The organism is Amycolatopsis sp. NBC_01307, from assembly GCF_035975215.1.
Classification (GTDB): Bacteria; Actinomycetota; Actinomycetes; order Mycobacteriales; family Pseudonocardiaceae; genus Amycolatopsis.
The window spans coordinates 10053809-10068157 of sequence record NZ_CP108403.1; the positions used below are offsets into that span (position 1 = coordinate 10053809).

15 protein-coding genes are annotated in these 14349 nt (G+C 70.7%); 5 read left to right on the plus strand and 10 right to left on the minus strand.

The annotated features are described in order from the left end of the window. Positions 1-15: 15 nt before the first annotated feature. Together OG439_RS45340 and OG439_RS45345 are read right to left on the minus strand one after the other, a co-directional pair. Positions 16-2067, minus strand: a complete 2052-nt coding sequence (locus tag OG439_RS45340; protein ID WP_326946499.1) for a DNA gyrase/topoisomerase IV subunit B — start codon at positions 2065-2067, stop codon at positions 16-18. Between the two features lie 132 nt (positions 2068-2199). Beyond that, positions 2200-3528 (minus strand): hypothetical protein, encoded by a 1329-nt coding sequence (locus OG439_RS45345; protein WP_326946500.1) that lies wholly within the window; start codon positions 3526-3528, stop codon positions 2200-2202. A gap of 114 nt (positions 3529-3642) precedes the next feature. Between OG439_RS45345 and OG439_RS45350 the strand changes: the two genes are divergently transcribed. Next, the gene (locus tag OG439_RS45350) at positions 3643-4740 is read left to right on the plus strand and encodes an LLM class flavin-dependent oxidoreductase (protein ID WP_326946501.1); all 1098 of its coding nucleotides are present in this window, start codon (positions 3643-3645) and stop codon (positions 4738-4740) included. Beyond that, positions 4737-5333 (plus strand): FMN reductase, encoded by a 597-nt coding sequence (locus OG439_RS45355; protein ID WP_326946502.1) that lies wholly within the window; start codon positions 4737-4739, stop codon positions 5331-5333. Before OG439_RS45350 ends, OG439_RS45355 begins: the two co-directional genes overlap by 4 nt. Here OG439_RS45355 and OG439_RS45360 read toward each other — a convergent pair. Genes OG439_RS45360 through OG439_RS45370 form a run of 3 tightly spaced genes read right to left on the minus strand, consistent with a single transcriptional unit; the run spans position 5321 to position 6721 of the window. Continuing rightward, complete coding sequence (locus OG439_RS45360) at positions 5321-5920, minus strand: dihydrofolate reductase family protein (RefSeq protein WP_326946503.1); 600 nt, start codon at positions 5918-5920, stop codon at positions 5321-5323. The two genes, OG439_RS45355 and OG439_RS45360, sit on opposite strands and share 13 nt — an antisense overlap. Position 5921: 1 nt before the next feature. After that, positions 5922-6389 (minus strand): SRPBCC family protein, encoded by a 468-nt coding sequence (locus OG439_RS45365; protein WP_326946504.1) that lies wholly within the window; start codon positions 6387-6389, stop codon positions 5922-5924. Further along, a complete protein-coding gene (locus OG439_RS45370; protein WP_326946505.1) occupies positions 6386-6721 on the minus strand; it encodes an ArsR/SmtB family transcription factor in 336 nt (111 codons plus the stop codon). The genes OG439_RS45365 and OG439_RS45370 overlap by 4 nt, the downstream gene beginning before the upstream one ends. A 142-nt stretch (positions 6722-6863) precedes the next feature. Between OG439_RS45370 and OG439_RS45375 the strand changes: the two genes are divergently transcribed. Further along, positions 6864-8324 (plus strand): serine hydrolase domain-containing protein, encoded by a 1461-nt coding sequence (locus OG439_RS45375; protein WP_326946506.1) that lies wholly within the window; start codon positions 6864-6866, stop codon positions 8322-8324. Next, positions 8291-8707: a PGPGW domain-containing protein gene (locus OG439_RS45380; protein ID WP_326946507.1), complete on the plus strand. Its 417-nt coding sequence runs from the start codon at positions 8291-8293 to the stop codon at positions 8705-8707. Before OG439_RS45375 ends, OG439_RS45380 begins: the two co-directional genes overlap by 34 nt. Before the next feature lie 44 nt (positions 8708-8751). Here the strand turns inward: OG439_RS45380 and OG439_RS45385 are convergent, their stop codons facing one another. Next, positions 8752-9315 carry a TetR family transcriptional regulator gene (locus OG439_RS45385; protein ID WP_326946508.1) on the minus strand — a complete coding sequence of 188 codons (564 nt, stop codon included), beginning with the start codon at positions 9313-9315 and terminating at the stop codon, positions 8752-8754. A 61-nt stretch (positions 9316-9376) separates the two neighbouring features. Between OG439_RS45385 and OG439_RS45390 the strand changes: the two genes are divergently transcribed. Continuing rightward, on the plus strand, positions 9377-10048 hold the full coding sequence (locus tag OG439_RS45390) for a TetR/AcrR family transcriptional regulator (RefSeq protein ID WP_326946509.1): 672 nt from the start codon (positions 9377-9379) through the stop codon (positions 10046-10048). Positions 10049-10052: 4 nt separating this feature from the next. Here OG439_RS45390 and OG439_RS45395 read toward each other — a convergent pair whose 3' ends face one another. From OG439_RS45395 to OG439_RS45410, 4 genes are all read right to left on the minus strand, one after another. Then, entirely contained in the window at positions 10053-10703 is a 651-nt protein-coding gene (locus tag OG439_RS45395) for an epimerase (RefSeq protein WP_326946510.1), read from the minus strand. A 10-nt stretch (positions 10704-10713) separates the two neighbouring features. Then, the gene (locus tag OG439_RS45400; RefSeq protein WP_326946511.1) at positions 10714-11109 is read right to left on the minus strand and encodes a carboxymuconolactone decarboxylase family protein; all 396 of its coding nucleotides are present in this window, start codon (positions 11107-11109) and stop codon (positions 10714-10716) included. A 77-nt stretch (positions 11110-11186) separates the two neighbouring features. Continuing rightward, positions 11187-11705: a hypothetical protein gene (locus OG439_RS45405; protein WP_326946512.1), complete on the minus strand. Its 519-nt coding sequence runs from the start codon at positions 11703-11705 to the stop codon at positions 11187-11189. 126 nt (positions 11706-11831) lie between these two features. Next, entirely contained in the window at positions 11832-14330 is a 2499-nt protein-coding gene (locus OG439_RS45410) for a LamG-like jellyroll fold domain-containing protein (protein WP_326946513.1), read from the minus strand. Positions 14331-14349: the final 19 nt, after the last annotated feature.

Genomic DNA, 14349 nt, shown 5'->3' on the forward strand with positions numbered 1-14349 from the left:
GTAGCTACGAAAATATCAAGCGTCGATGGCGTCGCGGTCGATCCGGTCCGAGGAGGCGACCAGCCAGTTGCGCCGGGGCTCGACCTTCTCGCCCATCAGCAGTTCCAGCGCGCCCTCGGCGGCGTCGGCGTCGTCCATGGTGATGCGGCGGACCGAGCGGGTGGACGGGTTCATCGTGGTGTCCCACAGCTCGTCGGCGTCCATCTCGCCGAGGCCCTTGAACCGCGGGACCGGCGTGACGATGCTCTTGCCCGCCCGCTCCAGCTGGGCGAACTTCGACTCCATCTCCTGCTGGGTGAAGGTGAAGTGCGTCTCCGGGTTGCGGCCCTTGGTGACGAGCTTGTGCAACGGCGGCATCGCGGCGTACAGCCGGCCGTCCTCGATCACCGGGCGCATGTACTTGGCGAACAGGGTGATCAGCAGGGTCCGGATGTGCGAGCCGTCGACGTCCGCGTCCGCCATCAGGATGACGCGGCCGTAGCGCATGGTCGTCAGGTCGAACGTGCGGCCGGTGCCCGCGCCCAGTACCTGCACGATCGACGCGATCTCGGCGTTCTTCAGCGTGTCGCCGAGCGAGGCCTTCTGGACGTTGAGGATCTTGCCCCGCAGCGGCAGCAGCGCCTGGTACTCCGAGACGCGCGCCATCCGCGCCGACCCGAGCGCGCTGTCGCCCTCGACCAGGAACAGCTCGCTGCGGGAGACGCCGGTGGTGCGGCAGTCGACCAGCTTCGGCGGCATCGCCGCGCCCTCCAGCGCGGTCTTGCGCCGGGCGGCGTCCTTCTGCTGCTTCTGGGTGAGCCGGACGCGGGAGGCGTCGACCACCTTCTGCAGCACGACCTTCGCCTCGGACTTGGTCTTGCGGTCCTCGGTCCAGGCCTTGACGTGCTTGTCGACGATGCCCTGGATGACGCGGGTGGCGCCGGCGGTGGACAGCTCGTCCTTGGTCTGCGACGTGAACTGCGGCTCCGGCAGCCGGACGTGGATCACCGCGGTCATGCCCTCGAGGACGTCCTCGATGGTCGGCATGTCCTCCTTGGGCTTGAGCAGCCCGCGGGTCTTGGAGATGGCGTCCTGCAGCGCCTTCGCCATCGCGCGGTCGAAGCCACGGCGGTGCGTGCCGCCGTGCACGTTGCGGATCGTGTTGGTGAAGCACTCCACCGTGCGCTCGTAGCCGGTGCCCCAGCGCAGCGCCACCTCGATCTCGGCGCGGCGCTCCACATTGGACTGCATGACGCCCGCCGCGTCCGCCGCGTTCTCCTTGTAGGTGCCCTCGCCGGTGATCAGCAGCGTGCCGCAGACCGGCTTCTCGCCCGCCGGGCTGAGGAAGTCGACCATGTCCACCAGCCCGTGCGGGAAGTGGAAGGTCTCCTCGTTGATCGTGTCCTCGATGGCGGTGCGCAGCACGTACGTGACGCCAGGGACGAGGAACGCGGTGTTGCGCATCTTGGCCCGCACGCCCTCGACGTCGAGCGCCGCGCCGGACTCGAAGTACCGCGAGTCGTACCAGTAGCGGATCGAGGTGCCGCCGCGCTCGCCGCGCTTCATCTTGCCGACGAGGTTCAGCCCGGAGCGGCGGGTGAACTTCGCCTTCGGGCCGGGCGCGTCGAAGGTGCCGGGGACGCCGTGCTTGAACGACATCTGGTGGACCTTGCCGTCCTGCTTCACGGTGACGTCGAAGCGGTGCGACAGCGCGTTGACCGCCGACGCGCCGACGCCGTGCAGTCCGCCGGAGGTCTTGTAGCCCGAGCCGCCGAACTTGCCGCCGGCGTGCAGCCGGGTCAGGACCAGTTCGACGCCGGACAAACCGGACTTGGCGTGCGTGCCGGTGGGGATGCCCCGGCCGTCGTCGTCCACCTGGACGCTGCTGTCGGCGTGCAGGGTGACGACGATCTTCGTCGCGTACCCGGCGACACCTTCGTCCGTGGAGTTGTCCACCACCTCGGAAAAGAGGTGGTTGATACCACGGCTGTCGGTGGAGCCGATGTACATCCCGGGGCGTTTGCGGACGGCTTCGAGACCCTCGAGATGCGTCAGGTCATCGGCCCCGTACAAGGTCTCGGCAGTCACAGGGTCGTTCTCCCGGATCGTGGCTCGCGAAGGTTCAGTGAGGTGCGGACTCGGCCTGCACCGTACTGCAGGATATCCGCCTGCTCCGACAACTTCCGCGCGTCCGTCCCCCGGTGTGGCGTGAACCGCCCCCTAGCGGGGGTCGAAACCGAGGTCGGGCCACAGGCTGAGCACCGCTTCGATCTTCCGCGGGACCTGGAAGCTGTTCCGGAAGTTCGGCTTCTCGCCGATGGTGGCGAGCCCCTTCCGCAGGTCCCCGAACGCCGGCCGCGACACCGTCTCGCGCGTCAGGATGTAGCAGTAGGTGCGGCGCGGGTAGGCGTACTCGTCGATGTAGGCGTGCAGCACGAGGCCGGGGGCCTCGATCCGCGACCCGACCAGCGCCCGGCCCTGCTTCTGGCTGTAGACGCGGATCACGTGCACGCCGGCGCGCAGCGTGCGCGGCGGGTCCTGGCCCTGGCCGTCGTCCGCCCAGAACAGCTCGACGCGGAACGGCGCCTCGCCGTCGTCGCCGGGGTGGGTGTGCTCGCGGGCCAGCTCCTCCAGGCGGTACTCGGCCTCGGCCGACGGTTCGCCGCCTTCGACGATGCTCACCAGGTACAGCTCGGCCGGGCGCGGCCAGGACGGCCGGGGGACGTCGGTGGCTTCGGCCGGTTCGGTTTCGGCCGGAGCCGCAACCGGTTCCGGGGATCCGGCGGTGACCGCGGGGGTTTCGACGGGTGTGGCGTCCGACGGTTCGGCCGGGGCCGGCGTGTCGGCCACCGCCGGGCGCACCGGCGACGGAGCGGGCGGTGCCGGGCGGACCGGCGTGACCGGCGAGGCCGGGCGGACCGGGGACGGCGGGGGAGTGGCGGCGGCCGGGCGGACCGGCGTCACCTGCCGGGTCGTGACGACCGGCCGGGCCGCGGGCGTGCGGGCCGGCGTCGCCGGACGCGGCGGGGTGACCAGCTTCCCGGCGCCGTACTGCTCCAGGAGCGGCTCCAGGTCACCGGCGGTGAGCGAGGGCCCGGCCAGGTCGGCCCATTCGAGCCAGGCCTCCTGAGCCTCCTCGACGGTGTGCTTCTCCGTCGAGAGCGTGACCGCCTCGAACAGCTGCCGCGGGCCGGCGGCGGTGACGTCGGCCGAGCCGACCACCACGAACGCCGGGTCGTCCTCGGCGATCACCAGCTTCGCGTTCAGCCCGCGCAGCGAGTGCACGGCCACGCCGGCCTTCACCCAGTGCAGCAGGGCGTGCGGGCTCGTCGTGCCGGCGAGCACCGAATCCAGGCCCGCGTCCGTGATCAGCGTGTCGCCCGGCTGCAACGGCAGCAGGGCGGCCGCGCCGGGACCGACGTGACCGAAGGCGGCCACCAGGTTCCGGCGTGGGCTGAGCAGTGGGGTGATCGAGGCCCAGATGTCGCGGCCGGTGAGAAGTCGTACCGAACGTTCTGCCAAACCCAGCCGAGCGAACTCCGCGTCCATGCCTCTGACCTTAGCTGGTGCCCCTCGGACGCCGACGGGGCGGAATATCTCTTGCTTGGAAGTAGTTGAACGCGCATGTAAGATGGGTACGCGCCTTCGGAAAGGGAGCAGGTCATGCAGTTCGGAATCTTCACGGTGGGCGACGTCACGACGGACCCCACGACCGGCACCACGCCGACCGAGCACGAGCGGATCAAGGCGATGGTCCGCATCGCGCTCAAGGCCGAAGAAGTCGGTCTCGACGTCTTCGCGACGGGTGAGCACCACAACCCGCCCTTCGTGCCCTCTTCGCCCACGACGATGCTCGGCCACATCGCCGCGCAGACGTCGAAGCTGATCCTCTCGACGTCGACGACGCTGATCACCACGAACGACCCGGTGAAGATCGCCGAGGACTTCGCGATGCTGCAGCACCTCGCCGACGGCCGCGTCGACCTGATGATGGGCCGCGGCAACACCGGCCCGGTCTACCCGTGGTTCGGCGAGGATATCCGCCAGGGCATCCCGCTGGCCATCGAGAAGTACGCGCTGCTGCGCCGGCTCTGGCGCGAGGACGTCGTCGACTGGGAGGGCGAGTTCCGCACGCCGCTGCAGGGCTTCACCGCCACGCCGCGCCCGCTCGACGACGTCCCGCCGTTCGTCTGGCACGGCTCCATCCGCAGCCCGGAGATCGCCGAGCAGGCCGCCTACTACGGTGACGGCTTCTTCGCGAACCACATCTTCTGGCCGAAGGAGCACTTCCAGCAGCTCATCGCCTTCTACCGCCAGCGCTTCGAGCACTACGGCCACGGGAGCGCGGACCAGGCCATCGTCGGGCTCGGCGGTCAGGCGTTCATCCGGCCGAAGTCGCAGGACGCGTGGACCGAGTTCCGGCCGTACTTCGACAACGCCCCGGTGTACGGGCACGGCCCGACGCTGGAGGAGTTCACCGACCAGACGCCGCTGACCGTCGGCAGCCCCCAAGAAGTCATCGACAAGACGCTGACCTTCCGCGAGCACTTCGGCGACTACCAGCGCCAGCTGTTCCTGATGGACCACGCCGGCCTGCCGCTGAAGGTCGTCCTCGAGCAGCTCGACCTGCTCGGTGAGCACGTGGTCCCGGTACTGCGCAAGGAACTCGACGCGATGCGCCCGGCGCACGTGCCGGACGCGCCGACGCACGAATCCCTGAAGGCCTCGAAGGACGCGGCGCTCGTCGGGAGCCAGGCGTGAAGCTCGCGGTGGTGACGGCCGGCCTGTCGGTGCCGTCGTCGACCCGGTTGCTGGCCGACCGGCTGGCTGCGGCGACCATCAACGGGGTCGCGGCCGGGTCGCCGGTCGAGGTGAACGTCGTGGAGCTGCGCGACATCGCGCTGGACGTCACGAAGAACCTGCTCACCGGCTTCCCGAGCCCGGATCTGCGCCAGGCGATCGAGACGGTCACCGGGGCGGACGCGCTGATCGCCGTCACGCCGGTGTTCACCGCCGGCTACAGCGGCCTGTTCAAGTCGTTCTTCGACGTCCTGGACGCGGAGTCGCTGGTGGGCAAGCCGGTCCTGCTCGGCGCGACCGGCGGCACCGAGCGGCACTCGCTGGTGCTCGACTACCAGCTGCGGCCGCTGTTCGGGTACCTGAAGGCGGACCCGGTCGCGACGGGCGTCTACGCGGCGTCGTCGGACTGGGGCAGTGGTGAAGGCGCGCTGCAACGGCGGATCGAGCGGGCGGGCGCCGAGCTGGCGACCCTCGCCGCGGGCCGCCCGGTCGTGCCCGAGACGCCGTCCTTCGTGCCCTTCGACCAGCTGCTGGCGTCCACTCAGGACCGGTAGTGCACCCGGTAACGCAGGTGGGTGACGCCTTCGCCCTCGACGACCTCGACCCGGTCCAGCTCGGCTCCGCCGGGGCCGAGGTTCTCGAAGTAGCGCACGCCCTCGCCGAGGAACACCGGCACGAGGTCGATCGCCAGCTCGTCCAGCAGGCCGAAGGTGAGGCACTGCTGGGCGATGGCCGGGCCGGAAACGCCGACGTTGCCGTCACCCGCGGCCTTCGCCCGCTCGATCGCGGTCTCGACGTCCGGGCAGAACGTGAACGGCGCGAGGTTCTCCGCCGGCCAGTCCGCGGGCGGTGGGCGGTGCGTGACGACGAACGCCGTGCCGCCGCCGGGCGGGCGGCCGCCCCAGCCGTGCGTGTGGTCGAACACCGTGCGGCCGCACACGAACGCGCTGTGCTCGGCCTGCGCCAGCTGCCGCCGGAGGTAGCCCGCGCTCGCCTCGGCGACGCGGAACGTCATCGGGTAGCCGACCATCGGCACCTCGACGTCGCCGGCTGAGTACCAGTCGAACAGCGGCCCGACGGAGTTGTCGGGCCGCGCGACGAACCCGTCCAGCGACATGCAGAAGCTCGCCGCGACGGTCATCTCAGGCGTCCTTCTCGAGCAGCGTGTCGAGGCGTTCGTACGAGTCGGTGATGCCGGCCTCCATGCCGCTTTCGACGGCCGCGTCGCGGGCTTCGACCGACGGGAACACCGAGTGGCCGTCGATCCGGGTACGACCGTCGCCGAGGCCGGTGAAGGTGATCGTCTCGAGGCAGACGTCACCGGGCGCGCCCTCGAACTCGAAGGTCTGGATGATCTTCCCGGCGCTCACCGTGTGGTAGACGCCGCGGAAGCGGTACTCGCCGCGTTCGTCGCGGTGGACGTAGTGGTAACCGCCGCCGGACCGCGCGTCCAGCTCCAGCAGTTCCATCTCCATGCCGTGCGGGCCCAGCCAGCGCACGATCAGGTCCGGGTCGGTGTAGGCCCGCAGCACCTTCTCCGGTGCCGCCGCGACCTCGCGGGTGACGACGATGAACGGGGTGCCGGGCTGGGCGGTGATGGTGGTGCTCATCCGTTTTCCTCCAACGTTTCCAGGACGGCGTCGAGCCGCCGGTAACTGCGTTCGGTGGCCAGCCGGTAGGTGTCGATCCAGCTCGTCAGCTCTTCGAGGGCGGCCGGGACGAGCCGGCACGGCCGCCGCTGGCCGTCGCGGCCGCGGCTGATCAGCCCGGCGTGCTCCAGCACCTGCAGGTGCCTGGAGATCGCCTGCTTGGTGATCGCGAAGGGCTCGGCCAGTTCGTTGACCGTCGCCTCGCCGCGGGAGAGCCGGGCGATCAGCGCGCGGCGCACGGGGTCGCCGAGTGCGGTGAACGCCCGATCCAGCGCCTCGTCGTCAACCGCCATCTTTATCAACCAATCTGTTTATCAACCGATGTGTTGACTATAAGAACTCGCGGAGCCGTCGTCAAGGAAGTGCCGAAAGTAGGGGGTGGCTCGCGCCGTCCGGCAGCCGACGCCGGGAGGGTCCGCTGCCTACTTTTGCGCTATGACCAGGCTTTTCGCGCTGCTCGGCGCGTTCTTCTTCCTGCTGGCGACCCCGGCTTCGGCCGCTCCCGCCCGGGAGGGCATCGACGATTACGTCCGCGCCTACCTCGACCACACCGGCCTGCCCGGCGCCGCGGTCGCCGTCACGCACGGCGCCGACGTCGTGCGCGTCGCCGGCTACGGCCACGACGCGGCGGGCGCGCCGATCACCGCGTCGACCCGGCTGCCGATCGCGTCGCTCAGCAAGTCGATGACGGCGTTCGCCGTGCTCCGGCTCGTCGACGCCGGCCGCATCGGGCTCGACGAGCCGGTCACGCGCTACCTGCCGGAGTTCCGGCTCGCCGACCCGCGCGGCGCCCGGATCACCGTGCGGATGCTGCTCGACCAGACGTCCGGGATGGCCGACTCGGCGTTCCCCGACCTGACGCTGCCGCAGCCGCACACCCTCGCCGAAGCCGTCTCCCGGCTGCGGGACGCGGGCCTGGCCGACGAGCCGGGCGCGAAGTTCCACTACCACAACCCGAACTACGAGGTGGCCGCCCGGATCGTCGAGGTCGTGGCCGGTCAGCCGTTCGCCGACTACCTGCGGACGCGGCTGTTCGCGCCGCTCGGCATGACCTCCAGCTCCACTGTGGACAGTCCGCCGGCCGGCCTCTCGCCGGGGTACGTGCGGGCGTTCGGCTTCGCCGTCCCGGTCGGTGAGCCGGACTGGTTCACCGGCGGCAGCCACGGCGTGCTGAGCACCGCGACCGATCTGACGCGGTGGCTGATCGCGCAGCGGGACGGCGGCGGCGTGCTCTCGCCGGCGTCGGCCGCGCTCGCGCACACCCCGGCGCCCGGGCACGACTACGCGTTCGGCTGGGGTGCCTACCGGCCGGGGCAGCTGTCCCACAACGGCGAGTGGTTCGGCCATACCGCCGCCCAGATCCTGCTGCCCGGCGGCTACGGCGTCACGGTGCTCGCCACCACCGGGCTGTCCCTGGACAACGACGCCGATTCGCTGGCGCAGGGCCTCGCGACGCTCGTGCAGGGCGGGACGCCGGAGCTCGCGCTGCCCGCGGGCGTCGTCGCGGACCGGGTGCTCGCCGGGCTGATCCTGCTCTCGGTGGTGCTCGCCGTGCTCGGCGTCCGCCACGCGCGGCGGTGGGCGGCGCGGCGGACGTCGTGGTGGCGGGCCGGGCTCCGGCTGCTGCCGAGCCTGCTGCCGGCGGTGGTCCTGGCGCTGCTGCCGCAGCTGATGAGCTTCGTGTTCGCCGGCCGGCGGGGCACGTTCGGGCAGCTCCTCTACGTCTGGCCGGGCGTCGTGACCTGGCTCGCGGCGGCCACGCTCTGCGCGTTGGTGGTGTCGGCCGCGCGGATCCGGGTACTCGCGAGTGGCACGCGACGGCACAACCGGGAAGAATCGGACGGAACGAGGGGAGTGGCCGAGTGGGGATCGGTAAACAGGCCAAGCGCGTCATGATCACGGTGGCGGGCGGGATCCTGCTGGTGGTCGGCGTGCTGCTGCTGGTCCTGCCGGGGCCCGGCCTGCTGCTGGTGCTCGCCGGGCTGCTGCTGCTCGCGTCGGAGTTCCCGAAGCTGGAGCGGTACGTCGACCCGGTCCGGGACCGCGCGATGAAGGCGGCCGAGGAGAGCGTCTCGTCACCCCTGCGGATCGCCGGCTCGGTGCTGGCCGGGCTCGCCCTGCTGGCGGCGGGCATCGTCTGGGGCACGGTGAAGTCGCTGCCGTTCAGCGGCTGGAGCACCGGATCGAGCCTGATCCTGTCGTCGGTGATCCTGTTCGCGCTGCTGATCTGGAGCTACCGCCGGGTGAAGTCCCGCCGGGAGGAGAAGGCGGTCAGCTGATCAGGACCGGCACTTTCACGTGAAAGTGCCGCTCTGACGCGGGGTCAGCTGATCAGCTTGCGGACCGCTTCGGTGACCGTCGCACGGCGGTAGGCCTCGTCGTCGGGGGCCGTGGCGATCATCTCGACCGTCTGAGCCGACCACATCGCCGCCAGCGTCAGCACCATCATCAGCAGCTGTTCCGGCTCGAAGCGGTCCGAGACCGTGCCGGCCTTCTGGGCCGCGCGGACGGCCTCGACCTTGCCCTTGGCCGAGTCCGCGATCGCCTGGATCGTGCGGCCCGTGCCGGCGCGCTCGAGGCGGTACCAGGCGGAGATCCGCGTCACCTCGGGGTAGGCCACGTAGTTGTCGAACAGCCGGCCGGCGTACCCGGGCAGGTCGTCGGCGGTGATCGGCGTCTCGGCGAGGGTGCGCTCGACGATCGTGTCGAAAACCGCGTCGAACAGGTCGTCCTTGCTGCCGAAGTAGGTGTAGACGAGGCCCGCGCTGCACTTCGCGCGTGTCGCGATCCGGTCCATCCGGGCGCCGGCGATGCCGTGCGCGGCGAACTCCGCCAGCGCGGCTTCGAGCAGCTGACGGCGCTTCGCGGCGGGGTCCCGGGTGGCCATGGCCCCGATTCTAGTTGAACGATCGTTCAGCGCGGCCCGCCCGGACGGTAACCTCGGCCCCATGAGCGGCGGATTCCAGCGCGCCCGGCGGCCCGAGCAGATCGAGGCGCGCCGCACCGCGATCCTCGCCGCCGCGCGCGAGCTGCTCGCCGAGCGGCCGGTCGCAGAGATCAGCCTGCGGGAGCTCAGCTGCCGGGTCGGGCTCGCGAAGTCCAACGTCCTGCGCTACTTCGACAGCCGTGAGGCGATCTTCCTCGAGGTCCTCGACGCCGCCTGGACGGACTGGCTCGACGACCTGGAAGCGACCCTCGCCGACCCCGGCCCGGACGAACCCGGCTTCGCCCGCGAAGAACGTCTCGCCGGGACGCTCGCGTCGTCGCTGGCTGGGCGTCCGCTGCTGTGCGACCTGATCAGCTCGATGGGGTCGGTCCTGGAACGCAACATCTCGCTCGAGTTCGCCCGCGGCTTCAAGCGCCGCGCGGCCGCGAACACCGAGCGGCTCGGCGAGCTGGTCCGGAAGCGGGTCCCCGAGCTGACGGCCGAGGGCGCGGCGCACTTCGCCGGGGCGGTGGTCGTGGTGGTGTCGGGCCTGTGGCCCTACGCCAACCCGACCGACGCCGTCGCGGCGGTGACCGCCGAGCTGGGCGGCCCGCCGGCCGGGGAGCTCTTCACGACGGCGCTGGCCGAGGGGCTGGCGAACCTGCTCGCGGGGCTGGTCGCGCGGGGCCGGTGACGGCTCAGCTCGCGCGTCCGGCGGCCGCGTTGATGTCGGGGTTCTCCAGGATCTGCCGCTCGTAGCCGTGTGCCGCGACCTCCAGCATCGCGCGGCCGATGTCCTCGGTGGTCGTCACCACCCGCGGCGCCAGCCGGCTCAGCACCGGGTACAGCGGCGCCGCCACGCGGTAGATCGTCCGGTACAGCGGGGTCTTCGACGTGATCCCGTGCCGCGGCTGGATGTAGCCGGGGCGGAAGAAGAACGTCCGCAGCGGCAGCTTGGCCAGCGCGTTCTCGGTCGCGCCCTTGACGCGGGCCCAGCGCACCCGGCCGCGTTCGGTGCTGTCGGTGCTCGCGCCCGAGACGTACACGAACGTGGTGTCCGCCGGCAGCGTCCGCGCGACCGAAAGGGTGAGCTGGTAGGTGATCCGCTCGTACTCCTCGGCCGCCACGCCGACCGACGACAGGCCGAGGCAGAAGAAGCACGTGTCGTAGCCGGTGATCGGCTCGAGGGCGAAGAGGTCCTTCTCGACCTTCTCGGTGAGCTTCGGGTGGGTGGTGCCGGCCGGGGCCCGGCCCACGGTCAGCACCGCCTCGACCCGCTCGTCCAGCAGGCATTCGCGCAGCACGCCTTGCCCGACCATGCCGGTCGCGCCGAACAGGATCACCCGCACGAGCCCACCCCTACTCCCCGGCCACCGGCAGCAGCCCGCGCTCGCCGAAGACCTTCTTGGCCACGAAGGTCGCGTTCAACGCCTTCGGAAATCCACAGTAGACGGCGGAGTGCAGCAGCGCCTCGACGATCTCGGCCGGCGTCAGCCCGACGTTGAGCGCCGCGTTGACGTGCACGTCCAGCTGCGGCTCGCACCCGCCGAGCGCGGTCAGCATGCCGAGCGTGACGAGCTGCCGATCCCGCGGCGCCAGCCCCGGCCGCGAGTAGATCTCCCCGAACCCCCAGGAAACGACAGCCTCAGCCAACGCGGGCGAGACGTCGGCGAGGTTGTCGAGGACACGCTGCCCACCCTCGCCGTCGATCTCGGTCAGGGTCTTCAGGCCACGTTCGAAACGCTCGTCGGTCATGTCGGGTTTCCTTTCCCCCAGCGATCTCGTCGGGATCGACGCTAGGGGCTGGAGCGCACTCCAGGTCAAACCCGGATTCAGCTCGCCCGCACCGCGCGCGGCAGGGTCGCCGGATCCGGGGTGACGTAGAAGCTGGTGTACGAGGTGTCGGAACGCTGTCCCGCCGCGTTGGCGCTCCAGACCGTCACCGACAGCAGTTCACGCTCCTGAACCGCCGGCGCGGTGAACTCGAAGGCCGCCGTGCCGTCGGCGGCGGGCTGGACGGCCACCTCCGGTCCGGTGGTGCTCCACGTCCGGACGGAGTAGCCGTACGACGCCAGGCCCGGTTGCACCGGCGTGACCGTGCAGTGGACCACCTGGCCCGGCTGTGCGCCGCCGTTCGCGTCACAGGTGAACGGCGGCGCCGCGGACCGGGGGTAGAACGAGTAGTACGCCGTTTCCGACACCGTGCCGTCGGCGAAGGTGCTGGTCACCTCGAGGTACTGCGTGTCGGTCGTCAGCGGGGTCAGGACCGCGCTCGCCGTGCCGTCCGGTCCGGCGGGGACGGTGACCGCAGACCCGCCGTAGGTGTAGGTGTAGCTCACGACGCCCGGCACCCCATCGGGCCTCCCCCTGGAGTGTTGGTTCAGTCCCGTATCGAGGGGGGTCCGGATGGTGTTACCCGGGAACGCGGAAAGGCCGCACCGGGATCTTCCCGATGCGGCCTTTCCGGACGAAACCGGCTACTTTCCGCTGCTGTACAAGGCACTCACGTCCGCGTCGGACAGTGCGCGGTCGTAGACGTGCACCTGGTCGACCGCGCCGTCGAGGTAGTCGACCGGGCCGCCGCCGTACTTTCCTCGGCCGATCACCGTGTGGCCCGTCGAAGCGTCGCCGAGGCAGACGCTCTTCGTGGCCGCCAGCTGGCCGTCCACGTACAGCTTCAGCGTGCCCGAAACCGCGTCGCGGACGCCGACCACGTGGTACCAGCGGTTCGCCTCCGGGGCCGTCGGCGCCAAAGCCCGCGTGCCCACGAAGCTGAACGCCAGCCGGTGGTCCGCGCCCGAGTACTGCAGGAAGAACGCGCTGGTGTTGTCGCCGTCCTGGCTGACCACCGTCTGGAAGCCGTCGCCGATGGCGTTGAACTTGACCCACGCCGCCGCGCTGTAGCTGCCTTCGGTGTTCACCAGCGACGCGCCCGTGTCGGCGTACTGGCCCGACCCGTTCACCGCCAGTGCCGAACCGCTCTTGCCCTCGGTCCAGGACGCGCCGCCGACCAGCGTCGCGTCGTGGTCGCCGACCGCGTCCGCGGCCACGGTTCCGGTGTTCTCGTCGAACGGGTAGGCGGCGATGCCGTCGATCCCCGGCGTGCCCGCCGGCACCGAAGGCCCGGACACCGGCTTGCCGGTGGCGCCCTTGATGACCGCCTGGTTGGCCGCGCGGACCGCCGCGAAGTCCATCTTCTTCACCTGCCTGTCGTAGGTGAAGAAGCCGTTGACCTCCTTCTCGACGTCGGTGGTCTGCGTGTAGACGCCGGCCGAGACGCCGCACCGCTGGGCGATCAGCAGCAGGCGCTGCTGGAGTTCGCCGTAGCGCCGGGTCAGCGTCGCGCTGTCGGGCTCCATCTCGTAGGCGAAGCTGCCCGCCGGGTCGAACTCGTGCCCGGCGACCTTCAGGCCGAGCCCGCCGTACTCACCGTCGACCGCGGCACGCGTGCCGGTCTGCACCGGCGTTCCCGGCCCGGTGTAGGTGTGGTCGTCGTAGATGTCACCGGCGCCACTGTCCGGTTCGGACCGGCAGCAGTTGACGCCGGACTCGGCGTCGACCAGCCGCGAGGAGTCCCACGACTTGACCTCGTCGGCGATCCGGCCGACCTCGTAGTCGCCCCAGCCCTCGTTGAACGGCACCCACGTGACGATCGACGGGAAGCTGCGGTGCTGGTCGATCATCCGCCGCATCTCGGACTCGTAGTTGACGCGCGACGCGGTGCTCGGCTCGACGTCGTCCTTCATCGCCGGCATGTCCTGCCACACCAGCAGCCCGAGCTTGTCGGCGTAGTAGTACCAGCGGTCCGGCTCGACCTTGATGTGCTTGCGCACCATGTTGAAGCCGAGCGCCTTCTCCTGCTGCAGGTCGAACTTCAGGGCCGCGTCGGTCGGCGCGGTGTAGATGCCGTCCGGCCAGAAACCCTGGTCCAGCGGGCCGACCTGCATGACGAACTTGCCGTTGAGCAGCATCCGCTGCTTGCCGTCGGCGGTCTTGCCGACGCTGACCGACCGGATGCCGAAGTACGAACCGGCTTCGTCCCCTGTGGACAGTCGCACCTTCAGGTCGTAGAGGAACGGGTCGTCCGGCGTCCACAGGTGCGGCCGGTCCACCTTGAGCTTCAACGGCTTGTTCGCGTCACCGGTGACGCGCCCGACCTGGCGGCCGTGGTCGTAGGCGATCGCTTCGACGCGCTGCTTGACCGGGCCGCCGACCACGGCGTTGATCGTGACCGACCCGGACGCGGCGTCCGGGGTGGTGTCGAGGCGGTCGATGTGCGCCGAGGCGACCGGCTCCATCCAGACGGTCTGCCAGATGCCGGAGGACGGCGTGTAGAAGATGCCGTCGCCGGGCTGGCGCTGCTTGCCGATCGGCTGCCCGCCCTGGTCGTTCGGGTCGGCGACGCCGACGACGATCTCCTGGGTCTTGGCCGTGGTCAGCGCGTCGGTGACGTCGACGGCGAACGAGTCGTAGCCGCCGGTGTGGCGGGTGACGGTCTTGCCGTTGACGATGACCGTGGCGTCGTAGTCGACGGTCTGGAAGTGCAGTTGCAGCCGCTGTCCCTTGCCGACCTGCCAGTTCTTGGGCACCTCGAAGGTGCGGCGGTACCACATGTTCGTCTCGTGGCGCATGATCCCGGACAGCGCGGACTCGACCGGGTACGGCACGAGGATCCGCTCGCCGAGCGTCTTCCCGATCGGCGCGGCCTCACCCGGGGTCGCCTTGGCGAACTCCCAGACGCCGTTGAGGTTCTGCCACTTGTCGCGGGTCAGCTGCGGCCGCGGGTAGTCGGGCAGGGCGTTGGCAGGCGAGACGTCCTTCGTCCACGGCGTGGACAGCGGGGGCGTCAGTCGCTGCCACTGGGGTGCGGCCGCGGCACTCGCCGCCGCCGGCACGGTGCCGAGACCGGCCACCGCGACGGCGAACGCGGCGGTGGCGGTGAGCCATCGGCGGGTTCTGAGGGCAGGACGAAACATCGTTGAGACCTCCTGGTGA

What these genes read in the sequence shown, in the direction of transcription:
- OG439_RS45350 (WP_326946501.1), top strand. Translation starts at nt 3,643, where the DNA reads ATGCAGTTCGGAATCTTCACGGTGGGCGACGTCACGACGGACCCCACG.
- OG439_RS45365 (WP_326946504.1), bottom strand. Translation starts at nt 6,389, where the DNA reads ATGAGCACCACCATCACCGCCCAGCCCGGCACCCCGTTCATCGTCGTC.
- OG439_RS45410 (WP_326946513.1), bottom strand. Translation starts at nt 14,330, where the DNA reads ATGTTTCGTCCTGCCCTCAGAACCCGCCGATGGCTCACCGCCACCGCC.
- OG439_RS45370 (WP_326946505.1), bottom strand. Translation starts at nt 6,721, where the DNA reads ATGGCGGTTGACGACGAGGCGCTGGATCGGGCGTTCACCGCACTCGGC.
- OG439_RS45390 (WP_326946509.1), top strand. Translation starts at nt 9,377, where the DNA reads ATGAGCGGCGGATTCCAGCGCGCCCGGCGGCCCGAGCAGATCGAGGCG.
- OG439_RS45385 (WP_326946508.1), bottom strand. Translation starts at nt 9,315, where the DNA reads ATGGCCACCCGGGACCCCGCCGCGAAGCGCCGTCAGCTGCTCGAAGCC.
- OG439_RS45360 (WP_326946503.1), bottom strand. Translation starts at nt 5,920, where the DNA reads ATGACCGTCGCGGCGAGCTTCTGCATGTCGCTGGACGGGTTCGTCGCG.
- OG439_RS45400 (WP_326946511.1), bottom strand. Translation starts at nt 11,109, where the DNA reads ATGACCGACGAGCGTTTCGAACGTGGCCTGAAGACCCTGACCGAGATC.
- OG439_RS45345 (WP_326946500.1), bottom strand. Translation starts at nt 3,528, where the DNA reads ATGGACGCGGAGTTCGCTCGGCTGGGTTTGGCAGAACGTTCGGTACGA.
- OG439_RS45375 (WP_326946506.1), top strand. Translation starts at nt 6,864, where the DNA reads ATGACCAGGCTTTTCGCGCTGCTCGGCGCGTTCTTCTTCCTGCTGGCG.